This is a genomic window from Streptomyces sp. BRA346 (genome assembly GCF_052851135.1).
On record NZ_JAIWIH010000048.1, the window covers coordinates 38,568 to 65,334 of the forward strand.

Annotated in this window: 23 protein-coding genes and 1 other RNA gene; 13 read left to right on the plus strand and 11 right to left on the minus strand. The window is 72.3% G+C overall.

What is annotated here, in order from left to right:
• Window positions 1–158: 158 nt before the first annotated feature.
• The 4 genes from LCH29_RS38420 to LCH29_RS38435 all read right to left on the minus strand — a co-directional run bounded on the left by LCH29_RS38420 (window position 159) and on the right by LCH29_RS38435 (window position 8,646).
• On the minus strand, window positions 159–1,040 hold the full coding sequence (locus LCH29_RS38420) for a carbohydrate ABC transporter permease (RefSeq protein ID WP_063735142.1): 882 nt from the start codon (window positions 1,038–1,040) through the stop codon (window positions 159–161).
• The gene (locus LCH29_RS38425; RefSeq protein WP_446466314.1) at window positions 1,037–2,410 is read right to left on the minus strand and encodes a carbohydrate ABC transporter permease; all 1,374 of its coding nucleotides are present in this window, start codon (window positions 2,408–2,410) and stop codon (window positions 1,037–1,039) included. Before LCH29_RS38425 ends, LCH29_RS38420 begins: the two co-directional genes overlap by 4 nt.
• A gap of 24 nt (window positions 2,411–2,434) precedes the next feature.
• Complete coding sequence (locus LCH29_RS38430) at window positions 2,435–3,808, minus strand: ABC transporter substrate-binding protein (RefSeq protein ID WP_446466315.1); 1,374 nt, start codon at window positions 3,806–3,808, stop codon at window positions 2,435–2,437.
• 311 nt (window positions 3,809–4,119) lie between these two features.
• Complete coding sequence (locus LCH29_RS38435; protein ID WP_446466316.1) at window positions 4,120–8,646, minus strand: FHA domain-containing protein; 4,527 nt, start codon at window positions 8,644–8,646, stop codon at window positions 4,120–4,122.
• Window positions 8,647–9,200: 554 nt separating this feature from the next.
• Between LCH29_RS38435 and LCH29_RS38440 the strand changes: the two genes are divergently transcribed.
• The 4 genes from LCH29_RS38440 to LCH29_RS38455 all read left to right on the plus strand — a co-directional run bounded on the left by LCH29_RS38440 (window position 9,201) and on the right by LCH29_RS38455 (window position 14,810).
• Window positions 9,201–10,916, plus strand: a complete 1,716-nt coding sequence (locus LCH29_RS38440; protein ID WP_446466317.1) for a serine/threonine-protein kinase — start codon at window positions 9,201–9,203, stop codon at window positions 10,914–10,916.
• A 205-nt stretch (window positions 10,917–11,121) separates the two neighbouring features.
• Window positions 11,122–12,483 carry a serine/threonine-protein kinase gene (locus LCH29_RS38445; RefSeq protein WP_446466318.1) on the plus strand — a complete coding sequence of 454 codons (1,362 nt, stop codon included), beginning with the start codon at window positions 11,122–11,124 and terminating at the stop codon, window positions 12,481–12,483.
• Between the two features lie 136 nt (window positions 12,484–12,619).
• The gene (gene prfB / locus LCH29_RS38450) at window positions 12,620–13,726 is read left to right on the plus strand and encodes a peptide chain release factor 2 (protein WP_446466319.1); all 1,107 of its coding nucleotides are present in this window, start codon (window positions 12,620–12,622) and stop codon (window positions 13,724–13,726) included.
• Between the two features lie 406 nt (window positions 13,727–14,132).
• Window positions 14,133–14,810 carry a PT domain-containing protein gene (locus tag LCH29_RS38455; protein ID WP_446466320.1) on the plus strand — a complete coding sequence of 226 codons (678 nt, stop codon included), beginning with the start codon at window positions 14,133–14,135 and terminating at the stop codon, window positions 14,808–14,810.
• Between the two features lie 91 nt (window positions 14,811–14,901).
• Here LCH29_RS38455 and LCH29_RS38460 read toward each other — a convergent pair whose 3' ends face one another.
• Entirely contained in the window at window positions 14,902–15,102 is a 201-nt protein-coding gene (locus LCH29_RS38460) for a hypothetical protein (RefSeq protein ID WP_123108461.1), read from the minus strand.
• A gap of 328 nt (window positions 15,103–15,430) precedes the next feature.
• On the opposite strand from LCH29_RS38460, the gene ftsE reads away from it, so the two are divergent.
• The 5 genes from ftsE (at window position 15,431) to ssrA (ending at window position 19,307) form a co-directional block, all read left to right on the plus strand.
• Complete coding sequence (gene ftsE, locus LCH29_RS38465) at window positions 15,431–16,120, plus strand: cell division ATP-binding protein FtsE (RefSeq protein WP_009717451.1); 690 nt, start codon at window positions 15,431–15,433, stop codon at window positions 16,118–16,120.
• Window positions 16,121–16,129: 9 nt separating this feature from the next.
• Window positions 16,130–17,041: a permease-like cell division protein FtsX gene (gene ftsX / locus LCH29_RS38470; protein ID WP_446466321.1), complete on the plus strand. Its 912-nt coding sequence runs from the start codon at window positions 16,130–16,132 to the stop codon at window positions 17,039–17,041.
• A gap of 68 nt (window positions 17,042–17,109) precedes the next feature.
• Complete coding sequence (locus LCH29_RS38475) at window positions 17,110–18,324, plus strand: S41 family peptidase (RefSeq protein ID WP_446466322.1); 1,215 nt, start codon at window positions 17,110–17,112, stop codon at window positions 18,322–18,324.
• An 18-nt stretch (window positions 18,325–18,342) separates the two neighbouring features.
• A complete protein-coding gene (gene smpB / locus LCH29_RS38480; protein ID WP_446466323.1) occupies window positions 18,343–18,828 on the plus strand; it encodes an SsrA-binding protein SmpB in 486 nt (161 codons plus the stop codon).
• A gap of 108 nt (window positions 18,829–18,936) precedes the next feature.
• Window positions 18,937–19,307, plus strand: a transfer-messenger RNA (tmRNA) gene (gene ssrA / locus LCH29_RS38485).
• Between the two features lie 55 nt (window positions 19,308–19,362).
• Here the strand turns inward: ssrA and tgmC are convergent.
• The 4 genes from tgmC to LCH29_RS38505 are packed head-to-tail and all read right to left on the minus strand — an operon-like array spanning window position 19,363 to window position 22,182.
• A complete protein-coding gene (tgmC, locus tag LCH29_RS38490; protein WP_446466324.1) occupies window positions 19,363–20,538 on the minus strand; it encodes an ATP-grasp peptide maturase system methyltransferase in 1,176 nt (391 codons plus the stop codon).
• Entirely contained in the window at window positions 20,535–21,506 is a 972-nt protein-coding gene (gene tgmB, locus LCH29_RS38495; protein ID WP_446466325.1) for an ATP-grasp ribosomal peptide maturase, read from the minus strand. The genes tgmC and tgmB overlap by 4 nt, the downstream gene beginning before the upstream one ends.
• A gap of 8 nt (window positions 21,507–21,514) precedes the next feature.
• Window positions 21,515–21,781, minus strand: coding sequence for a putative ATP-grasp-modified RiPP (gene tgmA, locus LCH29_RS38500; protein ID WP_446466326.1), 267 nt, complete (start codon window positions 21,779–21,781; stop codon window positions 21,515–21,517).
• A gap of 50 nt (window positions 21,782–21,831) precedes the next feature.
• A complete protein-coding gene (locus LCH29_RS38505; RefSeq protein WP_446466327.1) occupies window positions 21,832–22,182 on the minus strand; it encodes a hypothetical protein in 351 nt (116 codons plus the stop codon).
• A 207-nt stretch (window positions 22,183–22,389) separates the two neighbouring features.
• On the opposite strand from LCH29_RS38505, the gene LCH29_RS38510 reads away from it, so the two are divergent.
• Window positions 22,390–23,676: a helix-turn-helix domain-containing protein gene (locus tag LCH29_RS38510; protein ID WP_446466346.1), complete on the plus strand. Its 1,287-nt coding sequence runs from the start codon at window positions 22,390–22,392 to the stop codon at window positions 23,674–23,676.
• Complete coding sequence (locus LCH29_RS38515; RefSeq protein ID WP_446466328.1) at window positions 23,673–24,188, plus strand: N-acetyltransferase family protein; 516 nt, start codon at window positions 23,673–23,675, stop codon at window positions 24,186–24,188. The genes LCH29_RS38510 and LCH29_RS38515 overlap by 4 nt, the downstream gene beginning before the upstream one ends.
• Here the strand turns inward: LCH29_RS38515 and LCH29_RS38520 are convergent.
• Complete coding sequence (locus LCH29_RS38520) at window positions 24,181–25,107, minus strand: zinc-binding dehydrogenase (RefSeq protein WP_446466329.1); 927 nt, start codon at window positions 25,105–25,107, stop codon at window positions 24,181–24,183. The two genes, LCH29_RS38515 and LCH29_RS38520, sit on opposite strands and share 8 nt — an antisense overlap.
• Before the next feature lie 100 nt (window positions 25,108–25,207).
• Between LCH29_RS38520 and LCH29_RS38525 the strand changes: the two genes are divergently transcribed.
• Entirely contained in the window at window positions 25,208–25,849 is a 642-nt protein-coding gene (locus LCH29_RS38525) for a TetR/AcrR family transcriptional regulator (protein ID WP_446466330.1), read from the plus strand.
• Window positions 25,850–25,852: 3 nt separating this feature from the next.
• Window positions 25,853–26,287 carry a glutaredoxin domain-containing protein gene (locus tag LCH29_RS38530; RefSeq protein ID WP_446466331.1) on the plus strand — a complete coding sequence of 145 codons (435 nt, stop codon included), beginning with the start codon at window positions 25,853–25,855 and terminating at the stop codon, window positions 26,285–26,287.
• Between the two features lie 9 nt (window positions 26,288–26,296).
• Here the strand turns inward: LCH29_RS38530 and LCH29_RS38535 are convergent, their stop codons facing one another.
• A complete protein-coding gene (locus tag LCH29_RS38535; RefSeq protein ID WP_446466332.1) occupies window positions 26,297–26,704 on the minus strand; it encodes a DUF3592 domain-containing protein in 408 nt (135 codons plus the stop codon).
• Window positions 26,705–26,767 lie beyond the last annotated feature (63 nt).

Genomic DNA, 26,767 nt, shown 5'->3' on the forward strand with positions numbered 1-26,767 from the left:
ACCATCATCTGAACGCCTCCCGGATGCCGCGGCGCCATGGCGGGCCACCCCCCAAAGTGCCCCCGTTCGGCCCAGCGGGTCCGTCGGCGGGATGGCTGCGGCCCGGCGCCCGAAGGGGGTGCCGGGCCGCAGCCGGGTTGGTGGGGTCTTCGGGTGGGCTACTTCACCGCGCCCGCCATCACGCCTGCCACGAACTGCCGCTGGAAGGCGAAGAAGACGGCCAGCGGGATGATCATCGAGACGAACGCGCCGGGGCCCAGGATGTCGATGTTGTTGCCGAACTGCCGGACCTGCTGCTGGAGCGCCACCGTGATCGGCGGGTTGCCGCTGTCGGCGAAGATCAGGGCGACCAGCATGTCGTTCCAGACCCAGAGGAACTGGAAGATGCCGAGCGAGGCGATCGCCGGGGCGCCCAGCGGCATGACGACGCGGAAGAACAGCCGCAGCTCGCCCGCGCCGTCCAGGCGGGCCGCCTCCAGCAGCTCCCGGGGGATCTCGGCGAAGAAGTTCCGCAGCAGGAAGATCGCGAAGGGCATGCCGAAGGCGGTGTGGAAGAGCACCACACCGGTCGTGGTCTGGAAGATGCCGATCTCGCCGAAGAGCTTGGCGACCGGGATCAGGGCGACCTGGACCGGGACGACCAGCAGGCTGACGACGATCAGGAACCACCAGTCGCGGCCGGGGAAGTCCATCCAGGCGAAGGCGTACCCGGCCAGCGCGCCGAAGATGACCACCAGGAGGGTCGCCGGGACGGTGATGGCGAGGGTGGTCCACAGCGAGTCGGTGATCTGCTGGTTGCTCAGGAGCTTGTCGTACGCGTCGAAGGACAGCTGCGACGGGTCGCTGAAGACCTTCCACCACCCCGAGATGTCCACCTGAGAGGGGTCGCGCAGGGAGGACAGCAGCAGCCCCGCCGTCGGCATCAGCCAGAAGAGCCCGATGAGGACGAGGGCGACCTGCACCACCCCGCCCCCGGCCCGTTCCGCGATCCGTCCGATCAGGGACCGCTTCGCCTGTACGACCGTGTCCGCGCTGGTCATCGGCGGCTCTCCCTTCGGATCCGGCGGAGGTTGAAGAACATGACGGGCAGCACCAGCAACAGCAGCAGCACGGCGATCGCGCTGCCGAGGCCCTGGTTGACGTCGGTCCCGAAGGACGACTGGAAGAGCTGGAGCGCGAGGACGTTGGCGTCGTCCTGCGAGGGGCCCGGCGCGATGATGTAGACCAGGTCGAAGATCTTCATCACGTTGATCATCAGCGTGACGACGACGACCGAGAGCACCGGCGCCAGCAGCGGCACGGTGACCCGCCGGAAGACCTGCCACTCGTTGGCGCCGTCCATCCGCGCGGCCTCCATCAGCTCACGCGGTACGCCCGCGAGCCCCGCCGCGATGAGCACCATCGCGAAGCCCGCCCAGATCCACACGTACGAACCGATGATGGCGGGGGTGACGAGGGACGGGCCGAGCCAGTCGATGCCGTTGTACGGCGCGGAGAAGTTCCAGGCGGGCAGCCGCAGCTGGGCGCCCTCGGCCTTGGCGGGGAGGGTGTACGTACCGTCCGCGGCCGAGGTCGTCTTCGCGACGACCTTGCCGTCCTTGACCGCCTCGATCTTGAGGTCGGCCATCGCCTTCTCGCCCTTGTCGATGGAGCCTTCCTTGCCCAGACCGCCCTTGGTGAAGTCGAACCAGACGGTGCCGGTGACCTTCCCGGGCTCGGGCCGTGCGGCCCGGGCGTCCTGCGCGCCGCCGATGTCGTCGCGCTTGGCGGCGACCAGCGGAATCGAGGCGGGGGACCCGGCGCGGACGGTGTCCTGGGTGGTGAAGGAGCCGCCTCCGGACTCCGTCAGCCCGGCGGTCGGGCGCGGATGGGCGCCGGGGAAGGGCGGCGAGGCGCTGAACGAGTCATGCACGCCCACCCACATGGCGTTGGCCACGCCCTTGTCCGGGTCCTGTTCGTACACCAGCCGGAAGATGATGCCCGCGGCCAGCATCGAGATCGCCATCGGCATGAAGACGATCAGCTTGAACGCGGTGGCCCAGCGCACCCGCTCGGTGAGCACGGCGAAGATCAGGCCGAGCGCGGTGGAGACGGTCGGCGCCAGGATCAGCCAGATGATGTTGTTCTTGATCGCCGTCTTGGTGGCGTCGTCGGAGAACATCTCCGTGTAGTTGTCCAGGCCGACGAAGCCGTTGCCGCTGGCGTCGAAGAAGCTGCGGTAGACGGAGTAGCCGATCGGGTAGACGACGAGCGCGCCGAGCAACGCCAGCGCGGGCAGCAGGAACACCGCCGCCAGCCAGGGCCGGGTGCCCAGGACGCTCTTCCTCTTCTTGGCGATGCGTGGTGTGGCGGGTGGGGAGGACGACGCCCGGCCAGGTGTGGCCGCGCCGCCCGCAGTCGCGGTCGACATGTTGTGGATCTCCCGGTCGAGTCGTCAGTTCTTGTACGCCTTGGCGGCATCGGCTTCCAACTGGCGCTGGATTTTTTCCACGTTCCTCGGGTTCTTGAGGAAGTCCTGGAGCGCTTTCCATTCGCCCTGGGCGGGCTTTCCGCCGAAGGAGGCCGGGGCCTGGTCGGACATGTCGAACCGGAAGTCATTGCCCGCTGCGATGAGCGCCTTGGCGATGTCGCGCATCGGGTCATTGGGATACGCGCTGAATTTGACGTTCTTGTTGGCCGAGATGAACCCGCCGGACTGGGCCCAGATGGTCGCGGCGTCGGGCGAGGCCAGGAACGTCAGCAGCGCCTGCGCGGCCTTGCTGTTCTTCAGCGCCACGCCCACGTCGCCCCCGGTCACCACCGGGGGCTTGGCGCCCACCGCCGGGAACGGGAACACCTTCGCGTCCCCGCCGAGTTCCGCGCCCGCGTCCGAGACGTTGGCGGCGACGAAGTCGGCCTCGAAGACCATGCCCGCGTCGGGCTCGGCGGCATTGCCGAACGCCTTGGTGACCGAATCCGGGAACGCGGTCTGGAGCGCGCCGCTCCGGCCGCCCGCGACCAGGCCCTTGGTGCCCCACAGCTGGGCGAGCGTTTCGAGCGCCTTCTTGACGGACGGGTCGGTCCACTTGATTTTGTGCTGGGCGAGCTGGTCGTACTTCTTCGGCCCGGCCTGGGAGAGATAGACGTTCTCGAACCAGTCGGTCAGCGTCCAGCCGTCCTGGCCGCCGACCGCGACCGCGTCGGTGCCGGAATCCGAGATCAGCTGGGCCTGGGTCAGCAATTCCTTCCAGGTCTTCGGCTCCTTCGCACCCGCGTAATCGAAGGCCGAGGTGTTGTACCAGATCAAGGACTTGTTGCTGGCCTTGAAATACACCCCGTACTGCTTGCCGTCGTACGAGCCGAGATCCTGCCAGCCCTTGGCGAAGTTCTTGTTCACCTCCGCCTTGGCGGCGGCGTCGAGCGGTTTCGCCCAGCCCTTCTGCGCGAATTCGCGCATGACCCCGACCTGGCCGACCATCGCCACGTCCGGCGGCGAGCCGCCCGCGATCTTCGAGCCGACGAAGCCCGCCATGTCGTCACCGCTGGGCACGAAGGAGACCTTGGCGCCGGTGCGCTTCTCGAACTCCTTCAGCACCTTGGTGAAGTTCTCCTGCTCGGTGCCCGTCCAGACGGCGGTGACCTGGAGCTTCTGGCCCTTGAGGCTGGGCAGCTTCACGGTGACCGGTACCGGGCCGCCGCTGACCGTGTCCCCGTCGTCGCTGCCGCAGCCCGCGGCGGTGACCATGAGCGCTCCCGCCGATGCCGCGGCCAGCGCGGCTCGTGCGGTTCGCTTCTTCCGTTTCCTGTTCCTGCGAAGCGATTTCTGCATCCCCGTTTCCCTCCGATGCCGACCGCCTCGCGCGCGGCCGTGTCCCGTGCGACAGTCCTACGCCCGGTCACCCAACGTGGCAATACTCTTATCGGCGTTCACTCACGGTCGTGACCGGGCCGTGATGAACACCTGAACGCAAAGGGGGAGCGGAACGGACAGATCCGTAATCGGTTAAAGCGTCAATGAAGTCGTGGGGCGGATGGGGCGGGTGATACGGGCGGGCCGTGGCGCGGGGCGGGCCGTGGCGCGGGGCGGGCCGTGGTGCGGCCCGCCCGCCCCGGTCGTCCGTACGACGGTCGGATCAGCGGTCAGATCAGCGCGGGCGCGGTCGGCGCGTCCGCCGACTGCGCGGCGCGCTGGAGCGCGCTGGCGAGCAGCGCCAGATCCGTCGGCCCGTTGCCCAGCTCGCGCAGCGGGCGGCGGGCCGGGGGATCGCCCATCCGCTCCCACTCCAGCGGTACGACCGTCGGCCGCTGGGTCGCGGTGCGCGGTATCCGCCCGGTGACCCGGCCCGCCTGGAACGGGGTCGCCGCGGCGTCGTCGGGCCGCAGCAGACGGCCGCGGCCGGGAGCGTGCTCACCGCCGGACTCGGCGGACGCGTCCGAGCTGTGGGGCTCCGCCTCCGGCCGCTCGGACGAGGCGGGGCCCAGCGGACGGGGCTCCAGGACGATCCGCAGCCCGGCCCGCTCGACCGCCGCCGTATCCGCCGTACGGTCCGGGCGGCCGGACGCCGCCACCAGATGGACGCCCAGATGGGCGCCGTCCCGGGCGATCGCCTCCAGCGCGCGCACCACCGAACCGGCCGCCGGGCGGCCGGGGCTGCCGAGGGCCGGGGCCACCAGCGCGTCGAAGTCGTCGACGAGGACGACGAGGCGGGGGAAGGGGCGCGGTGCGGTCGGTTCCGTGTCGTGCTGGTCGTCGTGACCGCGCCGGGGGCGCAGCCTCAGCGTCGTACTGGGCGGCGGGTCGATGTCGCCGGGGGAGCGGGGCGCGACCACCCGCGGGGGAGCGCCGCCGGGCACGCCCTCCCGGAGCCGGGTGTGCCAGGTGACGAAGTCCAGTCGGCCCAGCAGCTCGGCCCGGCGCTTCAGCTCCGAGCTGAGCGCCTGCGCGAACTCCCGCATCCGCACCGGGTCGGAGGCCGCCAGATACGTCGACACGTGCGGCAGATCCGTGCACACCCGCAGCCCCTCGCCACGCTCCGCGCCGCCGCCCGCCCCCGCGCCGTCGAGGAGCACCAGCTCCAGCCGGTCGGGTCGTTCGGCGGCCGCGAGCGAGGCGGCCAGCGACCGCAGCAGCTCCGTCTTTCCGGCGCCCGGCCCGCCGTCGATCAGCAGATGCGGGCCGTCGGCGGCCAGATCGACGGCGACCGGTCCGCGCGGCCCGGCGCCCAGCACCGCGAGCGCCCGGCCGCCCGCCGGAACCTCGTCCGCGGCGGCCGCCCAACGCGCCATCAGCGACGCGGGGGTGGCCCGGGCGAGCCCCAACTCGTCCAGTAGGCGGGCCGAGTCGGGCAGCGGGGCCGACAACTGGCGCCCCGGGCCGCCCTCGTCGCCGTGGCCGGAAGCGGCCGGGCGCAGGGGCGCGAGCGCCCGCGCGAACCGCTCGGCCCACGCCCCCGACACCGCGTCCACGGTGGCCGCCGTGGTGGCCCCGGCCACCCACATGGGGACGCCCGCGCCGCCCGTGGCGGCATCCCGGCGCACGATCTGCAACCCGGTGGCCACGTCGCCGCTCAGCAGCGCCGCCACCTCGCACGACGCGAACGACGCGGAGGCCGCGCACGCCGTCTCGTAACTCACCGACAGCGGCGACGCGGGCGACGCGGCCGGGGCCTCGGCCAGACACAGCAGATGGATCCCGGCCCCCGGACCGCCGACCGCCAGCCGCGCGAGCGTCTCGCGCAGCGCGGGCGGGCCCGGATCGCCGTCCACGATCACCACGGTGTACGGCCCGGCCGGGCCCGCCGCGGCGCCCGCGGCGATGTCGTCCAGCCGCCGGGTCAGCTCCGCCGTACGGGCCGTCACCTGCTCGGCGTCGTACGCCAGCAGCAGGCGGCAGTCCTGCCCGCGCAACGGCTGAAGCTGCGGCAGCCAGCCCAGCCAGGACCACTCGGCGGGCCGGTCCTCGGTGCTGAGCAGCACGATCTCCAGCGTGCCGGGGGAGTGCAGCGCCGCGAGCTGCGCCACGACGGACCGGGCGAGCCCGGCCAGCCGCCCGCGCGGCCCCGCGAGCCCCAGCGAACCCGCCTGCCGCAGATCCACCGTCACCGGCGCGGCGGGCAGCAGTCCGCCCGCGCCCGAGAGCCGGTCGGCGGAGCCGAGCCGCACGGTGAGCGCGTCCGGGTGGCCCGGCCCGCGCTCCCACAGCCGCGGCCCCGGCCCCAGCGCCGTCATCAGCACGGCGGCGGGGTCCGGCCACCGCCGGTGCAGCGCGGCGGCCTCCTCGGCCGCCCGCGCCGCCGCCTCCTCGGCGCCCGCGGCCTCGTCCGCGTCCCGCGCGTCCGCCCCCCGGCCCCCGGTCAACTGCCGCACCCAGGCCCCTATCCCCCGCCGCCGGACCTGCGCCCCGGGAGCGTCGTACGCGTACGCCGCCGCCTCGCCAAGCCCCCGCGGCACGGTGGTCCCCCGCAACGGCGTCCCACCCCGGTCGGCGGCCCGGGCGTCCGACGCGCCGGGACGCCGGTCGGCTGCGCCATCACGCCGGCCGTACGGCGTCCCGCCGTCGCGGGCTGTGGCGCCCGGTTGCCCGTCGGGGCCCCAGTCGCCCCTGTCACGGTGGCCGGGTCCTGGCGCGTCGGGGTACGGCGCTTCGGGACGCCGGTCGCCGTATGGCGTCCTGGCGACGGCCGCGGAGCCCTCGGGCGCACCGTCGCGCGCTGCTGCGCCCGGTTGCCCGCTGGGGCCCCAGCCGCCCCCGTCGCGCTGGCCGGGCTCTGTCGCGTCGGTGTACGGCGCTTCGGGACGCGCTGCTGCACCCGGCTGCCCGCCGGGACGCCGGTCGGCTGCGCCGTACGGCGGTCCGGTCGGCACCGGACCGCCGTACGGCGTCCCGCCACCCGCGGTGGCACCTCCGGCCCCGCCTCGACGGTCCGCGGGGGTCGTGCCCGCGCCCGGCCACCGCTCCTGCCCGCCGTGCGTGGGGGCTCCGGACCGACCGTCGGGCCCCTGGCTGCCGTACGACGCGCCGCCGTCCGCGGCCGGGCCACCGGCCGCGCCGGGCTGTCCGGTGGGGCCGCGGTCGTGTGCGCCCGGATGCCGGTCGGCTGTGCCGCGCGGTCCGCTGCCGGGCTGGGCGCCGTAGGACGCGCTGCCGCCCGCCGGACCGCTCCGCTGCCCGGCCGAGTCGTGGTCGGTTCCGCCGGGGTGGCCCGTGTTGCCGGGCGTGCCGCGGTGGTCTGCGGGGTGCCTGCCCCCGCGAGGCTGTCCGGGGATCGTGCGGTCGTCGCCCGGGCGCCGGTCGGTGGCGCCGCGCGCCCCGGCGTCGGCCGGGTCGGCGTGCGGCGAGCGGCTGCCGCCCGCGGGGTGCCTGCCGTCGCCCGGCCGAGGCTCCTGCGCGCCGTGCGCGGGGGCTCCCGACCGTCCGCCCCGGCTGCTCCCCGTGGGATTGCCGTAGTGCGCGTTGCCGTCCGCGGCGGTGTCTCCGGGGGCCGGGGTGCCCGACGGTCCCGGGAGTCCACGGTCGTCGGCCGGGCGTCGGCCGGTGGCGCCGTGCGACGCGCTGCCGCCCGCCGGGCCGCCGCGCCCTGGCCCGGCGGCCGCGCCGCCGTCCGCGGGGTGCCTGCCGTCGCCCGGCCACGGCTCTTGCGTGCCGCGCGCCGGGGCTGCCGACGGTCCGCCGGGGGCCCGCCCGCTGTCGGCCGGGCCGCCGTACGGCGCGCTGCCGCCCGCCGGGCCATCGGCCCAGGGGCGCGCTCCGGGGTCCGCCGCCGGGGCGCCCGCCGCCGCGTGGGGCTGGGTGCCCGTGCCGTGGGTGGTGGGGGCTCCGGGGTGGGCGGTGGCGGCGTCGACCGGGGTCCAGCCGCGGCCGGGGTGGCGGGTGGGCGGGGCGCCGGTCCAGGGGCCCGTGGCGTGGGCCACGCCGTCCGCGCGGGGGGTGACCCTCAGGTGGCCCTCGCCGTCCGGGTGGGCGGGGAGGCGGGCGGGGGAGGACGGGGCCGCACCGGGGGCGCGCAGCCGCAGCGCGGACTCGCCGATCCGGAGCAGGGCGCCCGGCGCGAGCGGTACGGGGTCGCGGCCGACCGGGGCACCGTCGGCGGCGGTGCCGTTCGTCGAGCCGAGGTCGGCGATGGTCACCCGGCCGTCCTCGGTGACCGTCACGGCGCAGTGCAGCCGGGAGACGTCGGGGTCGTCCAGGGGGACGTCGGCGTCGGCGGAGCGGCCGATGCGGACCTGGCCGCCGTGCAGCAGGTGGACGCCGCCCGCGTCGGGCCCGGCGATCACGTCCAGGTGGACCGTGGCGTCGGACACCGCCGCCTCGGGCAAGCCCGGATACCCCGGGTAGCCGGGGTAGTGGTCGGGGTCGGCGGGGGCGTGGAGGGAGAGCACCGCGCCGTCGACGATCGGTGGTTCGCCGAGCGCGCAGCGCTGCGGGTCGAGCCGCTCCGAGCCCGCGTACACCACGACCGCACCGGTGCCACCCCCGGCGTCGTGCCCGGCCGCGGCGACGGCGGCGGCGAGGCCGCTCGTCACGGAGGCGAGGGCGGTGCCGACGGGAGCGGTCACGAGCACGTCCACCGCGCCCGCGAGGGCGTGCGGCGGCGGCGCGGGCGCAGGATGGCCGGGGCGGCCCGGGTGGGCGCTGCGCGGCCCGAGGACGGTCAGCCGAATCTGCATCGCCGTCAACGGTCCCTTCTGTCCGGGGAGCCGGGCGGGGGTGCCAACCCCACCGTCTCGCCCCCAGGCGCTTCGGCACGTACAGGTCCGTACGGGGTCGTACGGGTCACGGAGCGTGAGCCCCCCGCCGCTCGGCGCTTCCGTGCTGCGTGCATCCTCGCACCTGCCGCTGACACTTCGCCCGCCGCCCGGCGCGACATGATCTTGATTGGTCGGCTAGTCGGCCGAAACTGGCTGATTGCGACCGGATCCGCTGCGTGAGTGAGGGCCGATCGCCTGTGTCAGGAGGACGGGAGTGGGCAACCGACTCCCCGGATCACGCGTCTTTCCCCCGGGTTCCGCGGCAGACCCCGCCGCGGTCCTGTGGCGGACCCGCCGGCGGGGCCCCGCCCGGGCCGCCGTGCCCCGCGCGGGCGGTGATCCGCGGTGATCAGCGGCGATCGGTACGGGCGCCTTGTGCGTCCCCATTACAGTGGGCGGACGAGTACGGCAGGCAGTACAAGCGATGCAGCAAGCGATGCAAGTGATATGACCACGACCAGGGAGCGCATGACGTGCGGCCGGTAGGCAGCAAGTACCTGCTCGAGGAGCCGCTCGGACGCGGAGCCACGGGCACCGTCTGGCGGGCCAGCCAGCGGGAGACGGCGGGCGCCGAGGCGGCCGTGGCCGGGCAGCCCGGCGAGACGGTCGCGATCAAGGTCCTCAAGGAGGAGCTGGCGAACGACGCGGACATCGTCATGCGTTTTCTCCGCGAGCGTTCCGTACTGCTCCGTCTCACCCACCCCAACATCGTCCGCACCCGCGATCTCGTCGTCGAGGGCGATCTGCTCGCCCTCGTCATGGACCTGATCGACGGTCCGGATCTCCACAACTACCTGCGCGCCAACGGCCCGTTCACCCCCGTCGCCGCGTCCCTCCTCACCGCGCAGATCGCCGACGCGCTCGCCGCCAGCCACGCCGACGGCATCGTGCACCGCGACCTCAAGCCCGCCAACGTGCTCCTCGCGGGCACCGGCGAGGGCGAGGAGATGCACCCGATGCTGACCGACTTCGGCATCGCGCGACTCGCCGACTCGCCCGGCCTGACGCGGACCCAGGAGTTCGTCGGCACCCCCGCCTACGTGGCGCCGGAGTCCGCCGAGGGCCGTCCGCAGACGTCCGCGGTGGACATCTACGGCGCGGGCATCATGCTGTACGAACTGGTCACCGGCCGTCCGCCGTTCGCGGGCAACACCGCGCTGGAGGTGCTGCACCGGCACCTCAGCGAGGAGCCGCGCCGCCCCACCACCGTGCCCGAGCCGCTGTGGACGGTCATAGAGCGCTGCCTGCGCAAGAACCCGGACGAACGTCCGAGCGCCGAGAGCCTGGCCCGCGGCCTGCGCGTGGTCGCCGCCGGTATCGGCGTGCACGCCTCGGCCGCGCAGGCGGAGGCCGCGCTCGGCGTCGCCGCGCTGCTCGCGCCGGACCCGGCGCCGGCCCCGGTCCCGGACACCGCTCCGGCGGACCCGGGCGACGCGACCCAGGTGCTGCCGACGAACGCCCCGGGCAACCAGTACGACCCGGCCGCCGCCACCAACGTGCTCCCCACCACGGGCCCCAACGCCGATCCCACCCAGGCGCTGCCCACGAACGGCCCGGGCGCCCCCGGGGCGGATCCCACCCGGGCCATGCCCCCGGTGCCGCCCGGCGGCGCGCCCGGCCAGGACGATCAGCACCCCTGGCAGAACCAGATGCGCGCGGCCCGCGACCGCAACGAGCAGACCCAGGTCCAGTACCTCGACCCGAGCGAGGACCCGCTGCGCCGCCGTCCCCACCGCCCCGCGCCGCCGCCGGGGCAGTACCAGCAGCAGTATCAGCAACAGCAGTACCAGCAGCAGCAACAGCAGCCGTACCAGCAGCCGCAGCAGCCCCCGCAGCAGCCGCCGTCGCGCCGTCAGCAGCGCCGTCAGCAACAGCAGCAGCCGCAGCAGTACGCCCCCCAACCCCAGCAGCCGCAGCCGCAGCGCTACGCGCCGCCGCCGCAGCAGCCGGAGCCGCGGCGCGAGCCCCGGCAGCGCGGGTCCAACCCCAACAAGATGAAGATCCCCGGGCTCGGCTGCCTCAAGGGCTGCCTGTTCGTGATCCTGATCCTGGTCGTGGGTTCGTGGCTGGTCTGGGAGCTGACCCCGCTCAAGGACTGGGTCGCCCAGGGCAAGAGCTACTGGGACGCGGTCTCGACCTGGGTCACCGAGGTCAAGGACTGGATCTCCGCCCTCGGCGGCCCGAGCTGACGCCCGACTGAATCCGCCAGGATCCGCCGAGCCCTTCGGCACCCCCTCAACACCCCGACGGATGCGCCGAGTCAGGTGATTTGTCGACATCCAAGGGGTGTTTTCCGCTCAGAAGTGACAGTTGGCGCTGCCTGGTGCCCCCAACGCGCCAGTAGCCGCGTAGCTTTGTCGCCAACGTGCCCCTGTCGGAGGATTCGGAGCAGTCTTGTCACGGAAGATCGGCAGCCGGTACACCGCGCACCAGGTCCTGGGACGCGGCAGCGCCGGCACGGTGTGGCTGGGCGAGGGTCCCGAGGGCCCGGTCGCCATCAAGCTCCTGCGCGAGGACCTCGCCTCCGACCAGGAGCTCGTGGGCCGTTTCGTACAGGAGCGCACCGCGCTGCTCAGCCTCGACCACCCCCGGGTGGTCGGCGTGCGCGATCTCGTGGTCGACGGCAACGACCTGGCGCTCGTCATGGACCTGATCCGCGGTACCGATCTGCGCACCCGGCTCGACCGCGAGCGGCGGCTGTCCCCGGAGGCCGCGGTCGCGATCGCCGCGGACGTCGCCGACGGGCTGGCCGCGGCGCACGCCGCCGGAATCGTGCACCGGGACGTCAAACCGGAGAACGTCCTGCTGGACATGCAGGGACCGCTCGGCCCCGGCCGCTCCCACCCCGCCCTGCTGACCGACTTCGGCATCGCGCGCCTGGTCGACGAGCCGGGCCGGGCCCGCGGCGGCCGCCCGTCCCGCGGGCAGGCGCCCTCCCAGGGCCGCTCGCCCAACCCGCGCAGCGTCATCGGCACCCCCGACTACCTCGCGCCGGAGATCATCGAGGGGCTGCCGCCGCGTGCCAGCGTGGATGTGTACGCGCTGGCCACGGTGTTGTACGAGCTGCTGGCGGGCTTCACCCCGTTCGGCGGCGGCCACCCCGGCGCGATCCTGCGCCGCCACGTGACGGAGACCGTCGCCCCGCTGCCCGGCATCCCCGACGAGCTGTGGCAGCTGCTGCTCCAGTGCCTCGCCAAGGCGCCCGCCTCCCGGCTGCGCGCCTCCGAGCTGGCCGCGCGGCTGCGCGAGATCCTGCCCACCCTGGCCGGTTATCCGCCGCTGGACATCGACGAGCCGGACGAGGCCGAGGAGCAGGGCGAGGGCGAGGCCCCCGAGGGCGGACACCGGCCCGCCCCCGCCGGACCGGGCCCGGGCCAGGCCTACGGCCAAGGGTACGGGCACGGCGGGCCGCACCAGCAGCGGCGGCGCGGCGCGGTGCCGCTGGTCCCCGGCGCGGTGCCGGACGGCAGCCGTGAGACGCACACCAGCATGCGCGTGCCCAGCGCGGACGAGCTGGCGGGCGGCGCACACGGCACCGCCCGCGCCCCCCGCGTCCACGGTGAGCGCCGGGCGGGCTCGGCGCGCCATCCCGCGGTCTCGGGGGCCCTGCGCCGCCGTCGGCTCAAGGTCGCCGCGGCGACGGTGGCGGCGCTGGTCGTCGTGGGCGTCGGCGGATGGCTGGTCGCGGGCGGCGACGACGGTGGCGATGCGCCCAAGGGCGGCGAGCATTCGTCGTCGCAGAACTCGGGACAGTGATCCGGGACAGTGACGCGGGACAGGGGGACTCAGGACGGTGACGCCGGGCAGGCCCCCAGTGACGCCCTGAGGGCCCGCTGTCCCGGCCGGGGACCGACGGGCCGGAGATCCTTCTATAGCGGTTAGGCTGGTGCACGTGGCAGTCGTCGATGTATCCGAAGAGCTGAAGTCCCTCTCCTCGACCATGGGGTCGATCGAGGCCGTCCTGGACCTCGACAAGATGCGGGCCGACATCGCCGTGCTCGAGGAGCAGGCGGCGGCCCCGTCCCTGTGGGACGACCCGGAGAACGCGCAGAAGGTCACCAGCAAGCTCTCCTATCTCCAGGGGCACCTGCGCCGGGCCGAGGAGCTGCGCGGCCGGATCGACGACCTCGAGGTGCTGTTCGAGCTGGCCGCCGACGAGGGCGACGACGACGCGCGCGCCGAGGCCGAGGCCGAGCTGGAGGCCGTGCGCAAGGCCGTCGACGAGATGGAGGTGCGCACCCTCCTGTCCGGCGAGTACGACGCCCGTGAGGCGGTCGTCAACATCCGCGCCGAGGCGGGCGGCGTCGACGCCGCAGACTTCGCCGAGCAGCTCCAGCGGATGTATCTGCGCTGGGCCGAGCGGCACGGCTACAAGACGGAGATCTACGAGACCTCGTACGCGGAGGAGGCCGGCATCAAGTCGACCACCTTCGCCGTGCAGACGCCGTACGCGTACGGCACGCTCTCCGTCGAGCAGGGCACCCACCGCCTGGTGCGCATCTCGCCGTTCGACAACCAGGGCCGCCGTCAGACCTCCTTCGCGGGGGTCGAGGTGCTGCCGGTGGTCGAGCAGACCGACCACATCGAGATCGACGAGTCCGAGCTGCGGGTCGACGTCTACCGTTCGTCGGGCCCCGGCGGGCAGGGCGTCAACACCACCGACTCCGCGGTGCGGTTGACCCACATCCCGACCGGCATCGTGGTCTCCTGTCAGAACGAGCGCTCGCAGATCCAGAACAGGGCGACCGCGATGAACGTCCTCCAGGCGAAGCTGCTCGAGCGCCGCCGCCAGGAGGAGCAGGCCAAGATGGACGCGCTCAAGGGCGACGGCGGCAATTCCTGGGGCAACCAGATGCGTTCGTACGTCCTGCACCCGTACCAGATGGTCAAGGACCTGCGCACCGAGTTCGAGGTCGGCAACCCGCAGGCCGTGCTCGACGGCGAGCTCGACGGTTTCCTCGAAGCGGGGATCCGCTGGCGCAAGAAGCAGGAGAAGTAACTCGGCCGTGCGGATCCCCTGCGAGAGGAACGACAAGCCCAGCCTGGAGGCCGGAATCCGCTGGCGCAAGCAGCGCGAACAGGGGAGCTGAGCACCGGCCGGGGCTCCCTTGTGCCCGGTCCAGCGATCGCCAAGTGGTCCCTCAAGGACGTTTTTTGGTCACAGTCCTGTACCCATGCGTCACACAAGCGCCTTCATAGCGGACATCTCGCCCCCTAAGACGCTTGACGGTGTCATGAAAACTGGGAAGGCTGACGCGCGGCATGCGTATGACTGGGGCGCGTGTGAACGGGGACCGGCGGATCGCCTGAACAGGCAGAGCCCGCGGAGATTTCTTCCCTGACGGCCGTGGCCCCGTGCATAGCTGCTCTCCACTACGAGTACAGCTACTGGGGGTAGCAGGCAGATGACGAAGAAGACGCGGCTGCGTGTCGCGCGCGTAGCGGCTGCCGCGGTGATAGCCGCCGGGGCGTCGCTGACCGCCGCCGGCGCCGCATCGGCCGTGGGGATCGACGTCGGGATCGGTGGCGTCGACGCCTCGGTCAAGGCGGACGAGAAGGGCCTGGACGTCGGTGTCGGCGTCGGCAAGCCCGACAACCCCACCGATGAGCCGACCGAGATTCCCACCGGTGAGCCGACCGACGAGCCCACCGACGAGCCGACGGACGAGCCGACGGGCCTGCCCACCGGGCTGCCGACGCTCCCGACGGACGAGCCGACCGACGAGCCCACGGACGAGCCGACGGACGAGCCGACGGACCAGCCGACCGGCCAGCCCACGGACCAGCCGACCGACGAGCCCTCCGGCCAGCCCAGCTCCTCGCCCAGCCAGGGCGGCGGCGCGGGCGGCGACGACTCCACCTGCACCGTGGACCTCGACTCCACGAACTGCGACGACAACACGGACACCGACAGCGTCGGCTCCAAGCCGGTCGAGCAGGGCAAGGCCAAGGAAGAGCTGGCCGAGACCGGTGCCTCCTCCGAGACCACCTTCCTGCTGATCGGTGCCGCGACCATGATCGCGGGTGGCATCGGCTTCCGCGTCGTGCCGCGTCTCGCGAACCGCAACAACAACGTGGCCTGATTCATACGCCGCATCGCACGTCGAGGGGCCCGGAGCGCTGCAGAGCTCCGGGCCCCTCGGGCGTCTGTACCGATCGTGTGATTACGCTGCGTTACGCCGCGGCCGCCATCTCGTGAGCGAGCACGGCCACCGCGATCAGCGCCACCAGGAGCGCTATCAGGGCGGCCGGGGTCAGCCCGCCGAAGAGGCCGTCCTGCTGCTGGAGGCGCTCCCTGCTGGCCCGGCAGACCGGGCAGCGGCCCTCGCTGACCGGGCTCGCGCAGTTGGCGCAGACGAGCCTGTCGTACGTCATGCGCTTTCTCCTCCCGCGCGGCGGTGCCGCAGTAGATATGGGGCCAACGCTCAGGGAAATGGGTTGGTTCCCCTTCCACTGTGCCAGCTTCCGCCCGGTTCGGCGCGCCCCGCACGATTCCGTGCCGCATCCGTACCGGTTCTGTGGCCGTTTTGGACGGCTCGTCGGCCGCTTTGTCAACCGTTTGCCCCCAATAGTGCCGTGAATAAACGCACCAAGCCGGATGGGCGCTGCGCGCCCGCGCGCGCTTCGCGTATGGTCACGCTCACCGACGGGAGCCGCTCCGGCTGCGACCCGTACCGCTACCCAGGTCGACCGTGGTGCATCAGTGATCCGATTCGACAACGTATCCAAGACTTACCCCAAGCAGACCCGTCCCGCACTCCGGGATGTCTCGCTCGAGATCGAAAAGGGCGAGTTCGTCTTCCTGGTGGGCTCCTCGGGGTCGGGCAAGTCCACTTTCCTCCGGCTGCTGCTCCGCGAGGAGCGGGCGAGCCACGGCGCGGTCCATGTGCTGGGCAAGGATCTCGCGCGGCTGTCCAACTGGAAGGTGCCGCAGATGCGCCGCCAGCTGGGCACGGTGTTCCAGGACTTCCGGCTGCTCCCCAACAAGACCGTCGGGGAGAACGTCGCCTTCGCGCTCGAGGTGATCGGCAAGCCGCGCGGCGCGATCCGCAAGACCGTGCCCGAGGTGCTCGACCTGGTGGGCCTGGGCGGCAAGGACGACCGGATGCCCGGCGAGCTGTCCGGTGGTGAGCAGCAGCGCGTGGCCATCGCGCGCGCGTTCGTGAACCGTCCGATGCTGCTGATCGCCGACGAGCCGACGGGCAACCTGGACCCGCAGACCTCCGTTGGGATCATGAAGCTGCTGGACCGGATCAACCGGACCGGCACCACGGTCGTCATGGCCACGCACGACCAGCAGATCGTGGACCAGATGCGCAAGCGCGTGATCGAACTTGAGAAGGGCCGTCTCGTCCGCGACCAGTCCCGCGGCGTCTACGGCTACCAGCACTGAAAGGACGCCATGCGCGCCCAGTTCGTCCTGTCGGAGATCGGCGTCGGTCTCCGCCGCAATCTCACGATGACCTTCGCGGTGATCGTCTCCGTAGCCCTCTCCCTCGCCCTGTTCGGCGGGTCCCTGCTCATGAGCCAGCAGGTGAGCACGATGAAGGGCTATTGGTACGACAAGGTCAACGTCTCGATCTTCCTCTGCAACAAGAACGACAAGGAGTCCTCGGCCAACTGCGCGAAGGGTGCCGCCACCGAGGTCCAGAAAAAGGAGATCCGCTCCGAACTGAACCAGATGAACATCGTCGACTCGGTTCAGTTCGAGACCAGCGAGCAGGCGTACAAGCACTACAAGGAGCAGTTCGGCGATTCGCCGCTCGCCGATTCGCTGACCCCGGACCAGATGCAGGAGTCCTTCCGCATCAAGCTGAAGGACCCGACTCGGTACGACGTCATCTCCACCGCCTTCGCCGCCCGGCCCGGGGTGCAGGAGGTCCAGGACCAAAAGGCCCTGGTCGACGATCTCTTCAATCTGCTCAACGGCATGAACTACGCGGCGCTCGGCGTGATGACGCTGATGCTGGTGGTCGCGTTGATGCTGATCGTCAACACGGTACGGGTGTCGGCGTTCAGCCGACGCCGGGAGACCGGGATCATGCGGCTCGTCGGCGCGTCCAGCTTCTATATCCAGATGCCGTTCATCATGGAGGCCGCCATCGCGGGGCTGATGGGCGCGGGCTTCGCCTGCGTACTCCTCGTCGGCGGCCAGTACTTCCTGGTCAACAACTGGCTCGCGGGCAAGATCGACGTGATCAATTTCATCGGGTGGGACGCGGTGCTGGCCAAGCTGCCGCTCGTGCTGGCGATCGGGCTGCTCATGCCCGCCCTCGCGGCCTTCTTCGCGCTCCGCAAGTACCTCAAGGTGTGACATTCGCCTGGGGCGCCGTACCTCACAACGAGCCGTACGGCGCCTGGGCTTGCCCTACACTCACCGGCATGTCGGGCCCGTGTTTGTTCGTCCATCCCCGCCGCATTCGCCACGGGGCCGCCCTGACATTGGTCTTCGTGAGCGTGCTCGCCACCGGCGCCGCCACCGGTTCGTGGGGGGCCGAAGGCCCCGCCCGGGCCGCCGACCGGGGCTCGTCGACCGCGCGGATACCGATCCGCCCGGTCGCCGCCGGCTCCGTCGGGAGCGACCAGGTCGAGGCGGCCGCGGCCAAGGCCGAGGAGGACGGGAAGTCCGGTTCGCAGGCCGCCCGTGACGTGGTGAGCCGCAGCGGCGACCGATGGGGCGCGGTCTACAGCGCCCGCGAGTACGAAGGATTCCGCCAGCACCTCGACGGCGCCTACGTCGGCATCGGGGTCTCCGCGCGGGTCGGAACCGGCGGCCGGATCGAAGTGGACCACGTCCAGTCCGGCAGCCCCGCCGACCGCGCCGGGCTCCGGGCCGGCGACCGGCTGCTGTCCGTCGACGACATGAAGGCCACCGGCCGCCCCGTCACCGAGGTCGTCTCCCGGCTGCGCGGACACACCGGCCGCTCGGCGGGCACCCCGGTGGCGCTCGGCCTGGAGCGCGACGGCCACCGGTGGCGGCAGTCCCTGCACCGGGCGCGGCTGGCCACCGAGCCGGTCACCGTCGACCGCGTCGGCGACCGCAGACCGGGCGCCGTCCGCATCAAGGTCGACTCCTTCACCAAGGGGTCCGGCGAGGAGGTGCGCCGCGCGGTGCGGGACGTACCCCCAGGCGACGGCATCCTCCTCGATCTACGCGGCAACTCCGGTGGCCTGGTCACCGAGGCCGTCACCGCCGCCTCCTCCTTCCTCGACGGCGGCCTGGTCGCCACGTACGACGTACGGGGCGAGCAGCGCGTCCTGGACGCCCGCTCCGGCGGCGACACCCGCACCCCGCTGGTCGTCCTCGTCGACGGCGGCACCATGAGCGCCGCCGAACTGCTCACCGGCGCCCTCCAGGACCGCGGCCGCGCCATCGTCGTCGGCACCCGCACCTTCGGCAAGGGCTCGGTGCAGATGCCCAGCACCCTCTCCGACGGCTCGGTCGCCGAACTGACCGTCGGCCACTACCGCACCCCCGCCGGCCGCACCGTCGAAGGGCAGGGCATCACCCCCGACCTCAAGGTCCACGGCGACGACGGGGCGAGCGCCGAGGCACGCGCCCGGACGGTATTGAGTGGCCTCGGGGGCGGGTCCTAGTGCGAGAATGACCTCGCTATGGCTAAAGAGACGGGTCGCAAACTGATCGCGCAGAACAAGAAGGCGCGGCACGACTACCACATCCTCGACACCTACGAGTGCGGTCTGGTGCTGACCGGCACGGAGGTGAAGTCGCTGCGCCAGGGGCGCGCCTCGCTCGCCGACGGCTTCGCGCAGCTCGACAACGGCGAGGCGTGGCTGCACAACGTCCACATCCCCGAGTACAGCCAGGGGACGTGGACCAATCACTCGGCGCGCCGCCGCCGCAAGCTGCTGCTGCACCGGGCCGAGATCGACAAGCTGCTCCACAAGACCCAGGAGACCGGCCACACCATCGTGCCGCTGTCCCTGTACTTCAAGGACGGCCGCGCCAAGGTCGAGGTCGCGCTCGCCAAGGGCAAGAAGGACTACGACAAGCGCCAGACCCTCCGCGAGAAGCAGGACCGCCGCGAGGCCGAACGGGCGATCTCGGCGGCCCGCCGCCGCGAGCGCGGCCGACTCTGACCTCGGACGTCGCCCCGGCGGGAATGATGTGGCCCCGTAGCGCGTTGTTCACCTATGATGGCTCTGCGCCCCTCGGAGGGCGTGGCACCACGATTGAAAAATCAACATGGGGATGATCGGTTTCGACAGCGGCTGTCGAAGCAGGGGAAGCGAGCCGAGGAAGCGGCAATGATCTCGTAAACCATATGTCGCAACCAATAATCGCCAACACCAAGCGCGATTCCTTCGCCCTCGCTGCCTAAGTAGCGACTTTGCGAAGTGTCAGCCCGGGGCTGTTCCCGACCCGGATCCTGGCATCGACTAGGGAACTAAACCACTAGACCCGGTCACGGGGTGTAGTGGGAAATCAAACAGTGACTGAGCCCGTCGGAGACTTGTCCGCGTGATCTCCGGGGCCGAGAAAAGCACAGCGGACTGCGCTCGGAGAAGCCCTGATTCCGCACCGTTGGACGCGGGTTCGATTCCCGCCATCTCCACTCATCCCATGTACGACGAAGGCCCCGCCACCCGGCGGGGCCTTCGTCGTGTCGGGGCTCAGATGAGCTGGTGTTCCCAGCGCGATGTGGGCTCGTCCCCGATCCAGTACGTGTGTGATCGGCGGGTGATGCGGAGCCGCACGGTACTGATGTCCGGGCGTCCGGCGTCCTGCCAGGCGATGAGAGCCCGCTCGATGTCGTCCCACAGGGCCACCGGTCCGCCTTGCCGGACGGTCCAGTCGCGGCCGTTCTCGGCGAACGCGGCGAAGGATTCGCGGTCGGTATCGAATACGTAGAGTTGCCGGACGCCATCGCTCCGGGCGGCGCGTACGAGCTGGGCGCCGGGCGCGGCGAGCTGGGCGAGGAAGGCGGGCATCCACTCCTCCAGCAGCGTCGGCGGCATCTTCGCCTCGCGCTCGCTGTCGGCATAGGCGGTACGCGCCGACAGGTCCCCGGCGAGCGGTACGACGGCCTGCGAGCGGGCCTGCATGAACGACGACTCCCCGATGATCCGCCCCTCGGCCGTGCCGTCGTCGTTCACGGTGACCTTGGCAAGGCCGGTGCCGTACGCCCACGAGCCGGGGGCGAGGGTGGTGAGGATGGTGCCGCCCGGTTTGGTCTGGCGTACCCAGGTGTGGGGGACGCGGCGTACCGCGCACGTGGCGATGACCCGGTCGTAGGGGGCGCGGCGGGGGTGGCCGAGGAGCCCGTCACCCGTCACGGTCCAGGTGGAGTACCCGGCGGCCTCCAGGGCCGCATCCGCGCGGGCGGCCACGCCCGGGTCCACTTCGACCGTGGTGACGTTGTCCTCTCCGACCCGGTGGCACATCAGGGCGGTGGAGTAGCCGGTACCGGTGCCGATCTCCAGCACGGTGTGACCGTCCTCGACGTCCAGGGCCTCGATCATGCCGACGACCGTCACGGGGGTGGTGGACGATGACGTGGGCACGCCGGGTACGGGGTCGGCGGTCTGGTCGGCCGTGAGGTGCCCGTCCAGTTGCGTGACGAGGGACTCGTCGCGGTAGGCGATCTCGGACCATTCCTTCGGGTCGGTGCCGAGCGCGGTGACGGGCTGCCAGCGTCCGTCGTCGGCGGGCAGGAACACGCCGGGCTGGAGGAACAGTTCCCGGGGTACGGCCTCGACCGCCGCGCGCCACCTCGGATGAGTCAGGACTCCGGCCTCCTGGAGCCGGTCGGCGAGGGCGTGCCGCTCAGGTGCGGTGTCGGGCGTCATCGGGGGTTGTCTCCTTGTGCGAGCAGGTCGGCGAAGGCGGCGGCCATCGGGAGGCCGGTCTTCTCCTCCAGCCATCCCCATTGGCCGTTCGGGTTCAGCTCCAGCCAGTGGGGTTCGCCGTCGCGGTCGAGTGCGAGGTCGAAGCTCCCGGAGGGGAGGCCGAAGTGGTCGAGGCAGGCGAGTAGCGCCTTCTCCAGCCGATCCGGCAGGTCTACCACGCGGTACGACAGGGCGGAGTAGTCCTTGCGCCAGTCCAGCAGTCCGGAGTCGATACGGACGGCGAACGACCGTCGGCCGACGACGAGCACCCGGAGGTCGGCCACCTTGTCCACACGGGCCTGGAACAGGTGCGGTGCCGCCGTCACGGTGTCGTCGACTTCGTCGGCGGTGACGGGCTCGGCCCAGCTCGTCATGCCGATGCCATCTCGCTCGTACGGAGTCCACCGCAGCGTCTTCGTGATCACCTGCCCGTGCGTGGTGATGAACCGGCGTGCCTCGCCCGGGTCGTTGGTGACCAGCGTCGCGGGCACGGTCAGGCCGAGGCGTACGGCTGCGGCGAGTTGGGTGGGTTTGTGATCTGCTGCCGCGTTGCAGGCGGGGTGGTTGACCCACCGGGGGCCGTAGAGGGCATAGAGGGTGCCCGCGATTCCGTGGCGGACCTGCGCTGCGGCATAGCGTGCGTCGTCCGTGTTCAGGTGCTCGAAGGCGGGCCAGACGGGGCGGCGCCAGTACACCGCCCGTACGTGCTCCAGGTCGGCGGTCCTCGACGGGGTACGGAGCTGCCCGGCCACCGGGGTGGAGGCCGGGCCACCGCCGAACCGAGCCGCGACCGTTAACTCCCCGACCGGGAGGTCCGCTGGGTTGAGGCGGACCACGGGAACACCGAACTCGTTGAGGTGAGTGATCACCATGTCGGCGGTGATGTCGAGCGGTTCCGTGACCACCAGGACCGGTTTCGTGTCGGCCATCGGGGCGGTCAATCCTGCTGGGAGTCCTGGTCGGAACCCGCGTCATTGCGCGAGTCCAGGTTCGTCACGGTCGATGTCGAGGTGGCGGAGCTGGTGCCGTGCCTTCCCATCTCGACCACCAGGCCGTCACGGTCGTGGAACACGCCGGTCTGGGTGTCTGGGTCGATGGTGACGGTGGTGAACGGCATCTCCGCCGTCGTGGGGTACGGGCCGAGTCGGCGCAGGCCCCAGGGGCGGACCGGGGCGGGCTGGCCGGGGGCGGGGCACGTGGTCATGGCTTCTCCATGCAGGTGGGTGGATGTGGTGTGGGGCTGTCGGTCGCGCGTCACGGCAGGTGACCGGGGATGGCGCACTCGGCCCAGACGCCTTTGCCCCACGGCTTGCGGGCGATGCCCCAGCGGCAGGCGAGGGCTTCCACCACGGCCATGCCGCGTCCTGACTGGGCGGTCTCGCTCGCCTGGACGATGTGGGGGACGGCAGGGACGGCCAGTTCGGAGGCGATCAGGCGGGCGTCGTCCACCAGGTCCTCCACCCCCCGGGCGCGCACGGTCGCGGCGACGGACAGGCGCGCGATGGCTACGGACGCGTCGGCGCACGGGAGTGATTGGGAGTAGGCCGGATGGCCTGTGCCGGTGGGGGTGAGTGGTGAGGGATTGCTGATCATCGTGGTGGTCATCTCGTCGGCCGCCTGGTGGGTGGGGAAACGCCCGGCCTGCTGCCGGGTGTGGCATCACCATCGCGGCCCACCGCCTTCTGCGGGAGCGTGCGGTGGCCTTCCGCACGCCGTGTGCCGAACCTGCACACGGTGTGCTTCCATACGCCCTCCCCACCCGCCTGCGGTACCCCTATCGTCGTGACTCTCGTTGTTCCGCAGGAGGTACCTATGGACAGTGGTTCAGCGAGAGTTGACATCGGGTCGATCCTTCGCGGGGCCCGCTGCGCCGCCCGACTCACCCAGGCGCAAGTCGGCCAGGGGTGCGGCTACTCCGCGTCGGCGGTCTCACGGATCGAGTCCGGCCGCATGCGGCTCGACTACCCCGCGCTGGTGCGGTTCGCAGCGTTCTTGAACCTTCCACTCGACAGGCTGACCGCGACTCCTGTGCCGGATGCACCCACGATCGATACGGTGGAGCGGCCATCGGACGAGGAGGATGCGGTGCGTCGTAGGAATCTGCTCACCGGTGCGTTGGCGACTGGAGCGACGGCCGTTGTGGGGGTCGCCCCGGCCGGTGCCGCGTCCGGCTCCTTCGACCTGGTGGCGGGTCTTGAGGATGCTCTCTTTGGGCTCCCTTCCGCTGACCCGGTTCCGCTGGCCCGTCTCGTCCAGCAGACGGCGAGCGCGCGGTCGGACTTCTGCGCCGCTCGCTACGCCTCTCTCGGCCGCGCGCTTCCGGGCCTGCTCGCCGCAGCCTCTGCGACGCGGGACGCGTCGAGCGGGCGGGCCCGAGAGCAGGCGAGCGTGGTGCTCGCGCGGGCATATGTGCTGGCCGCCGAGTTGGCGCTCAAACAGCACAGTGATGCGGCCTGGGTGGCTGCCGACCGTGCGCTGACCGCTGCCCGGGCCAGCGGCCACCCGGTGCCGATCGGTGAGGCTTCCCGGGTGCTCGCGATCACCATGCGGCGGTCTGGGCGTAGCCCGGCTGCGGTGCGGCTGCTCACCCGGGAGGCGGCCGATTTGGATGCCGGGCAGTCCCCGACCGGGGCTGTGCGTACGACGCTGATGTTGACGGCCGCGTATACGGCGGCCACCAGCAGGGACCGGTCCACGGCGCTGGGCCTGCTGGACGAGGCTCAGGAGGAGGCGGAGCGGCGCCAGGCGGTACCGGGGCTGTTCACCGTGGACGTCAGCCGGACGCAGGTGGACGTGTACCGGATCGGCGTGCTCAACGCGCTCGGCACGCCTGACGAGGGTGTGAAGATCGTCGCAGGGCTGGACATCGAGCGTATGCCGACCGCGGAGCGCCGCGCCCGCGCCTGGACGGACACAGCCCGCATGTGGCACGCCCTCGGCGACGAGCCGCAGACCTTCGCGGCGCTCCGCAGGGTCGAGCAGGAGGCGCCGCAGGAAGTGCGGCGGCCGGCGCTGCGGGCTCTGACGGCGGACCTGTTGTACACGTCCGCCCGCGTGCCGGGCGTGCGGGAATTCGCGGCCCGCACCGGGGCCCTGTGAGGCTCATCCGCGTCGGGGACGTGGAGTCCGTGTGGGACGACCTGATGGGCATCTACAAGGAGTGCCGGGCGCACAAGATCCACCTGCCGCACTACGCCCCGGAGGCGTTCGGGGAGCGGCTGCGGCGGCATGCCGCCGAGCCGGGGTGGGAGGCCGTCGTGGCGTACGACGCGGGCGAGCCGGTCGGCTACGTCTACGCCAACCGGCTCGACGGAGCGGGCGACCGCTGGTGGCGACGTACGCGCCCGGAGCCAGGGTCGGACATCACCCGGGCACCCACGGTCTCGGTGAAGGAGATGATGGTCCGCCAAGAGTGGCGCAGGCAGGGGATCGCCCGCAGGCTGCACGACGTCCTGCTGGCCGGGCGGCCCGAGGCGCAGGCCTCGTTGATGGTGAACGCCCTGAACCAGGACGGGAAGGTGCAGGCCCTCTACACGGCGTGGGGCTACCGGGTGGTGGGGACCGCGCAGTCCTCGCCGGAGGCGCCGGTCCTGACGGTAATGGTCAGGTGATGTCGAGGACGGCCTTGCCGTGGAGGCGGCGGTCGAGGAGGACCGCGACGGCCTCCTCTGCCCGGTCCCAGCCGCCGCGCCAGGCGATCTGCGGGTCCAGGTCCCCCGCCGCGAGGCGCTCGGCGAGCCAGGTGAGGTCCGGGCCGAGGTCGGGGCGTTCCAGGAGGAAGAACGTGACGATCGAGCGGTCGTGGCGGCCCGCGTCCCCGTAGAGGGCGCCGAAGGGGAACGTCTCGGGCTGGCCCGTGACATGGCCGACGGAGACGAGGGTGCCGTGGGCGGCGAGGGTGTCGTACGCCGCCACGAGCTGGGGGCCGCCTACGAGGTCCACCACGCCGTGCACCGGTTCGGCGATGGCTTCCGGTTCGGCGATCACCTCGTGGGCGCCGAGGGCGAGCAGGGCGTCGCCGTGGGTGTCCGGGTCGCTGGTGGAGGCGATGACGTGGGCGCCGCCGAGGCGGGCGAGTTGGACGGCGTACCGGCCGACGCCGCCGGTGGCGCCCGTGATCAGGACGCGGCGGCCGAGGGTGGCGCCGATGCGGCGCAGGGCGCGCAGCGCGCTGCCGCCCGCGACCGGGAGGGTGCTGAGGGCGGCGGGGTCGGCGCCCGCGGGCGGGATGCCGATCAGGCCGGTGTGGACGGCGCGCAGCTCCGCCCAGCCGCCCGCCTCGCCGAAGGTGACGACGGGGGTTCCGGCGGCGGGCCCGGAGCCGTCGGCGGCGGCGCGCTCGATCACCCCGGCGGCGTCCCAGCCGAGCACCGTGCCGTCGGGGGCCTCGGTGCGGTGGGCGGTCTCGCCGTAGTTGAGGGAGGTGGCGGTGACCCGGACCAGGACCTCGTGCGGGGCGGGTTCGGGGTCGGCGGTCTCGCCGAGGCGGAGACCGGACGGGGCGGAGCTGTCGACGAGCAGGGCGCGCATGGGGCGTTCGCCTTTCGCGGGAGGTGGTGACGGCTTCAGTTATGCCACTGAGTGGCATAAGCGCGCAAGTGGCATTCGCGTTCGCGTTACACTCGGCGTCGTGACTGCCGCCCCCACCCCGTCGCTGCGCGAACGCAAGAAGCTGCGCACCCGTCAGGCGTTGATCGACACCGCGCTGGAGCTGTTCACCGAGCGCGGCTTCGGCGGCGTCACGCTGGATGAGCTGTGCGAGGCGGTGGAGGTCTCCAAGCGCACCTTCTTCCGCAACTTCGCCAGCAAGGAAGACGTCGCGATGGCCCCCGAACAGGACCTCTGGCGGGCCTTCCTGGAGGACTTGGACACCGTGGACCCGGGCCCACGGACGCTGGTGGAGCTGGGGCGGGACGCGCTGCTGGCCGCGCTGGACCGGATGGCCGACGAGGGCTGGGCCCGCCGGGTCCTGCTCAGCCGCCGGCTGGCCGAGCGCACGCCCTCGATGGCCGCGCACGGCCTCCAGTTCTGCGAGGCCACGACCCAGGGGGCGCTGGAGATCCTGCACCGCAGGTTCGGGGTCGGGGCGCCGGGCGACGTACGGCCCCGGCTGGCCGTGGACATGCTGATCGCCGCGCACCACTGCGCCGTCGCGGGCTGGGTGGCTCAGGCCGACGGTGCCGCGCCTCCGGTTACGCGGGACCTGGCCGTACGCCTCCGCGAGGCCGTGGCCGCCCTGCCGGGCAGCCTCACGATGTCCGTCGAGGGCTGATCGATGCGCGTGTGGACCCTGCCGATGCTGCTGGTGCTCTGCGGAGCCGGTCTCGCGACCGGGCTGACCCTCCGGGGGAGCCCCGGTGCGGCCGCCGCGATCCTGCTGGTGTTCGTGCTGCTCGCGGGCGTCAACTCGGCTCTCGTCTTCCCGCGGTCGATCGGCGCGCTGGAGGCGCAGCGCCGCAGCGCGGCCGACGGCCGACCCGTCGTCTATTGGCGACCGGGCTGCGCGTACTGCCTCCGGCTGCGCACCCGGCTGGGCCGTAGCGCCCGTCGGGCGCATTGGGTCGACATCTGGCGCGACCCAGCGGGAGCGGCGGTGGTGAGGGAAGCCAACGACGGCAACGAGACCGTGCCGACGGTCGTCGTGGCGGGCCGACCGCACACCAACCCCGATCCCGCATGGGTGCGCGAACAGCTCCCCGGCGCGGTCTGACGGCGGTCGTCAGCTGAAGGCGATCACCAGGCCGAAGCCGAAGAAGACCGTGCCGCCCAGGGCCAGGCCCGTCATCGGGCCGACCACGTGGCGCCGCATCCATACCCGTGCCTTCTGCGACTCGCCCGGGAGGTACCTCACGTCCACCGTCCGGCCGGTCGCCAGCCCCAGGCCGACGCCCTGGATCGCGGTCGCGAACTCCACCTCGTAGCCCTGGTGGTCGTGGAACCGGATGATGGGCGTCTGGAGCGCATTCCGGTTCCGGTCCTGGCGGTTGACGACGTTGGCGACCACCAGCCCCTCCGTACGGACTCCCTCGCGGCGCAGCCGTCGCACCAGCCGGGCGTCGCGCCAGGCGCATGCGTAGAGGAACAGGCCGACCGCTATGCACAGCAGCTCGGCTCCGGGCATGGCCATTGATACGTCGCCTCTCGTCGTGTTCGGATCCCGCTCCCCATACGGGGGACGCGGCGATCCGGA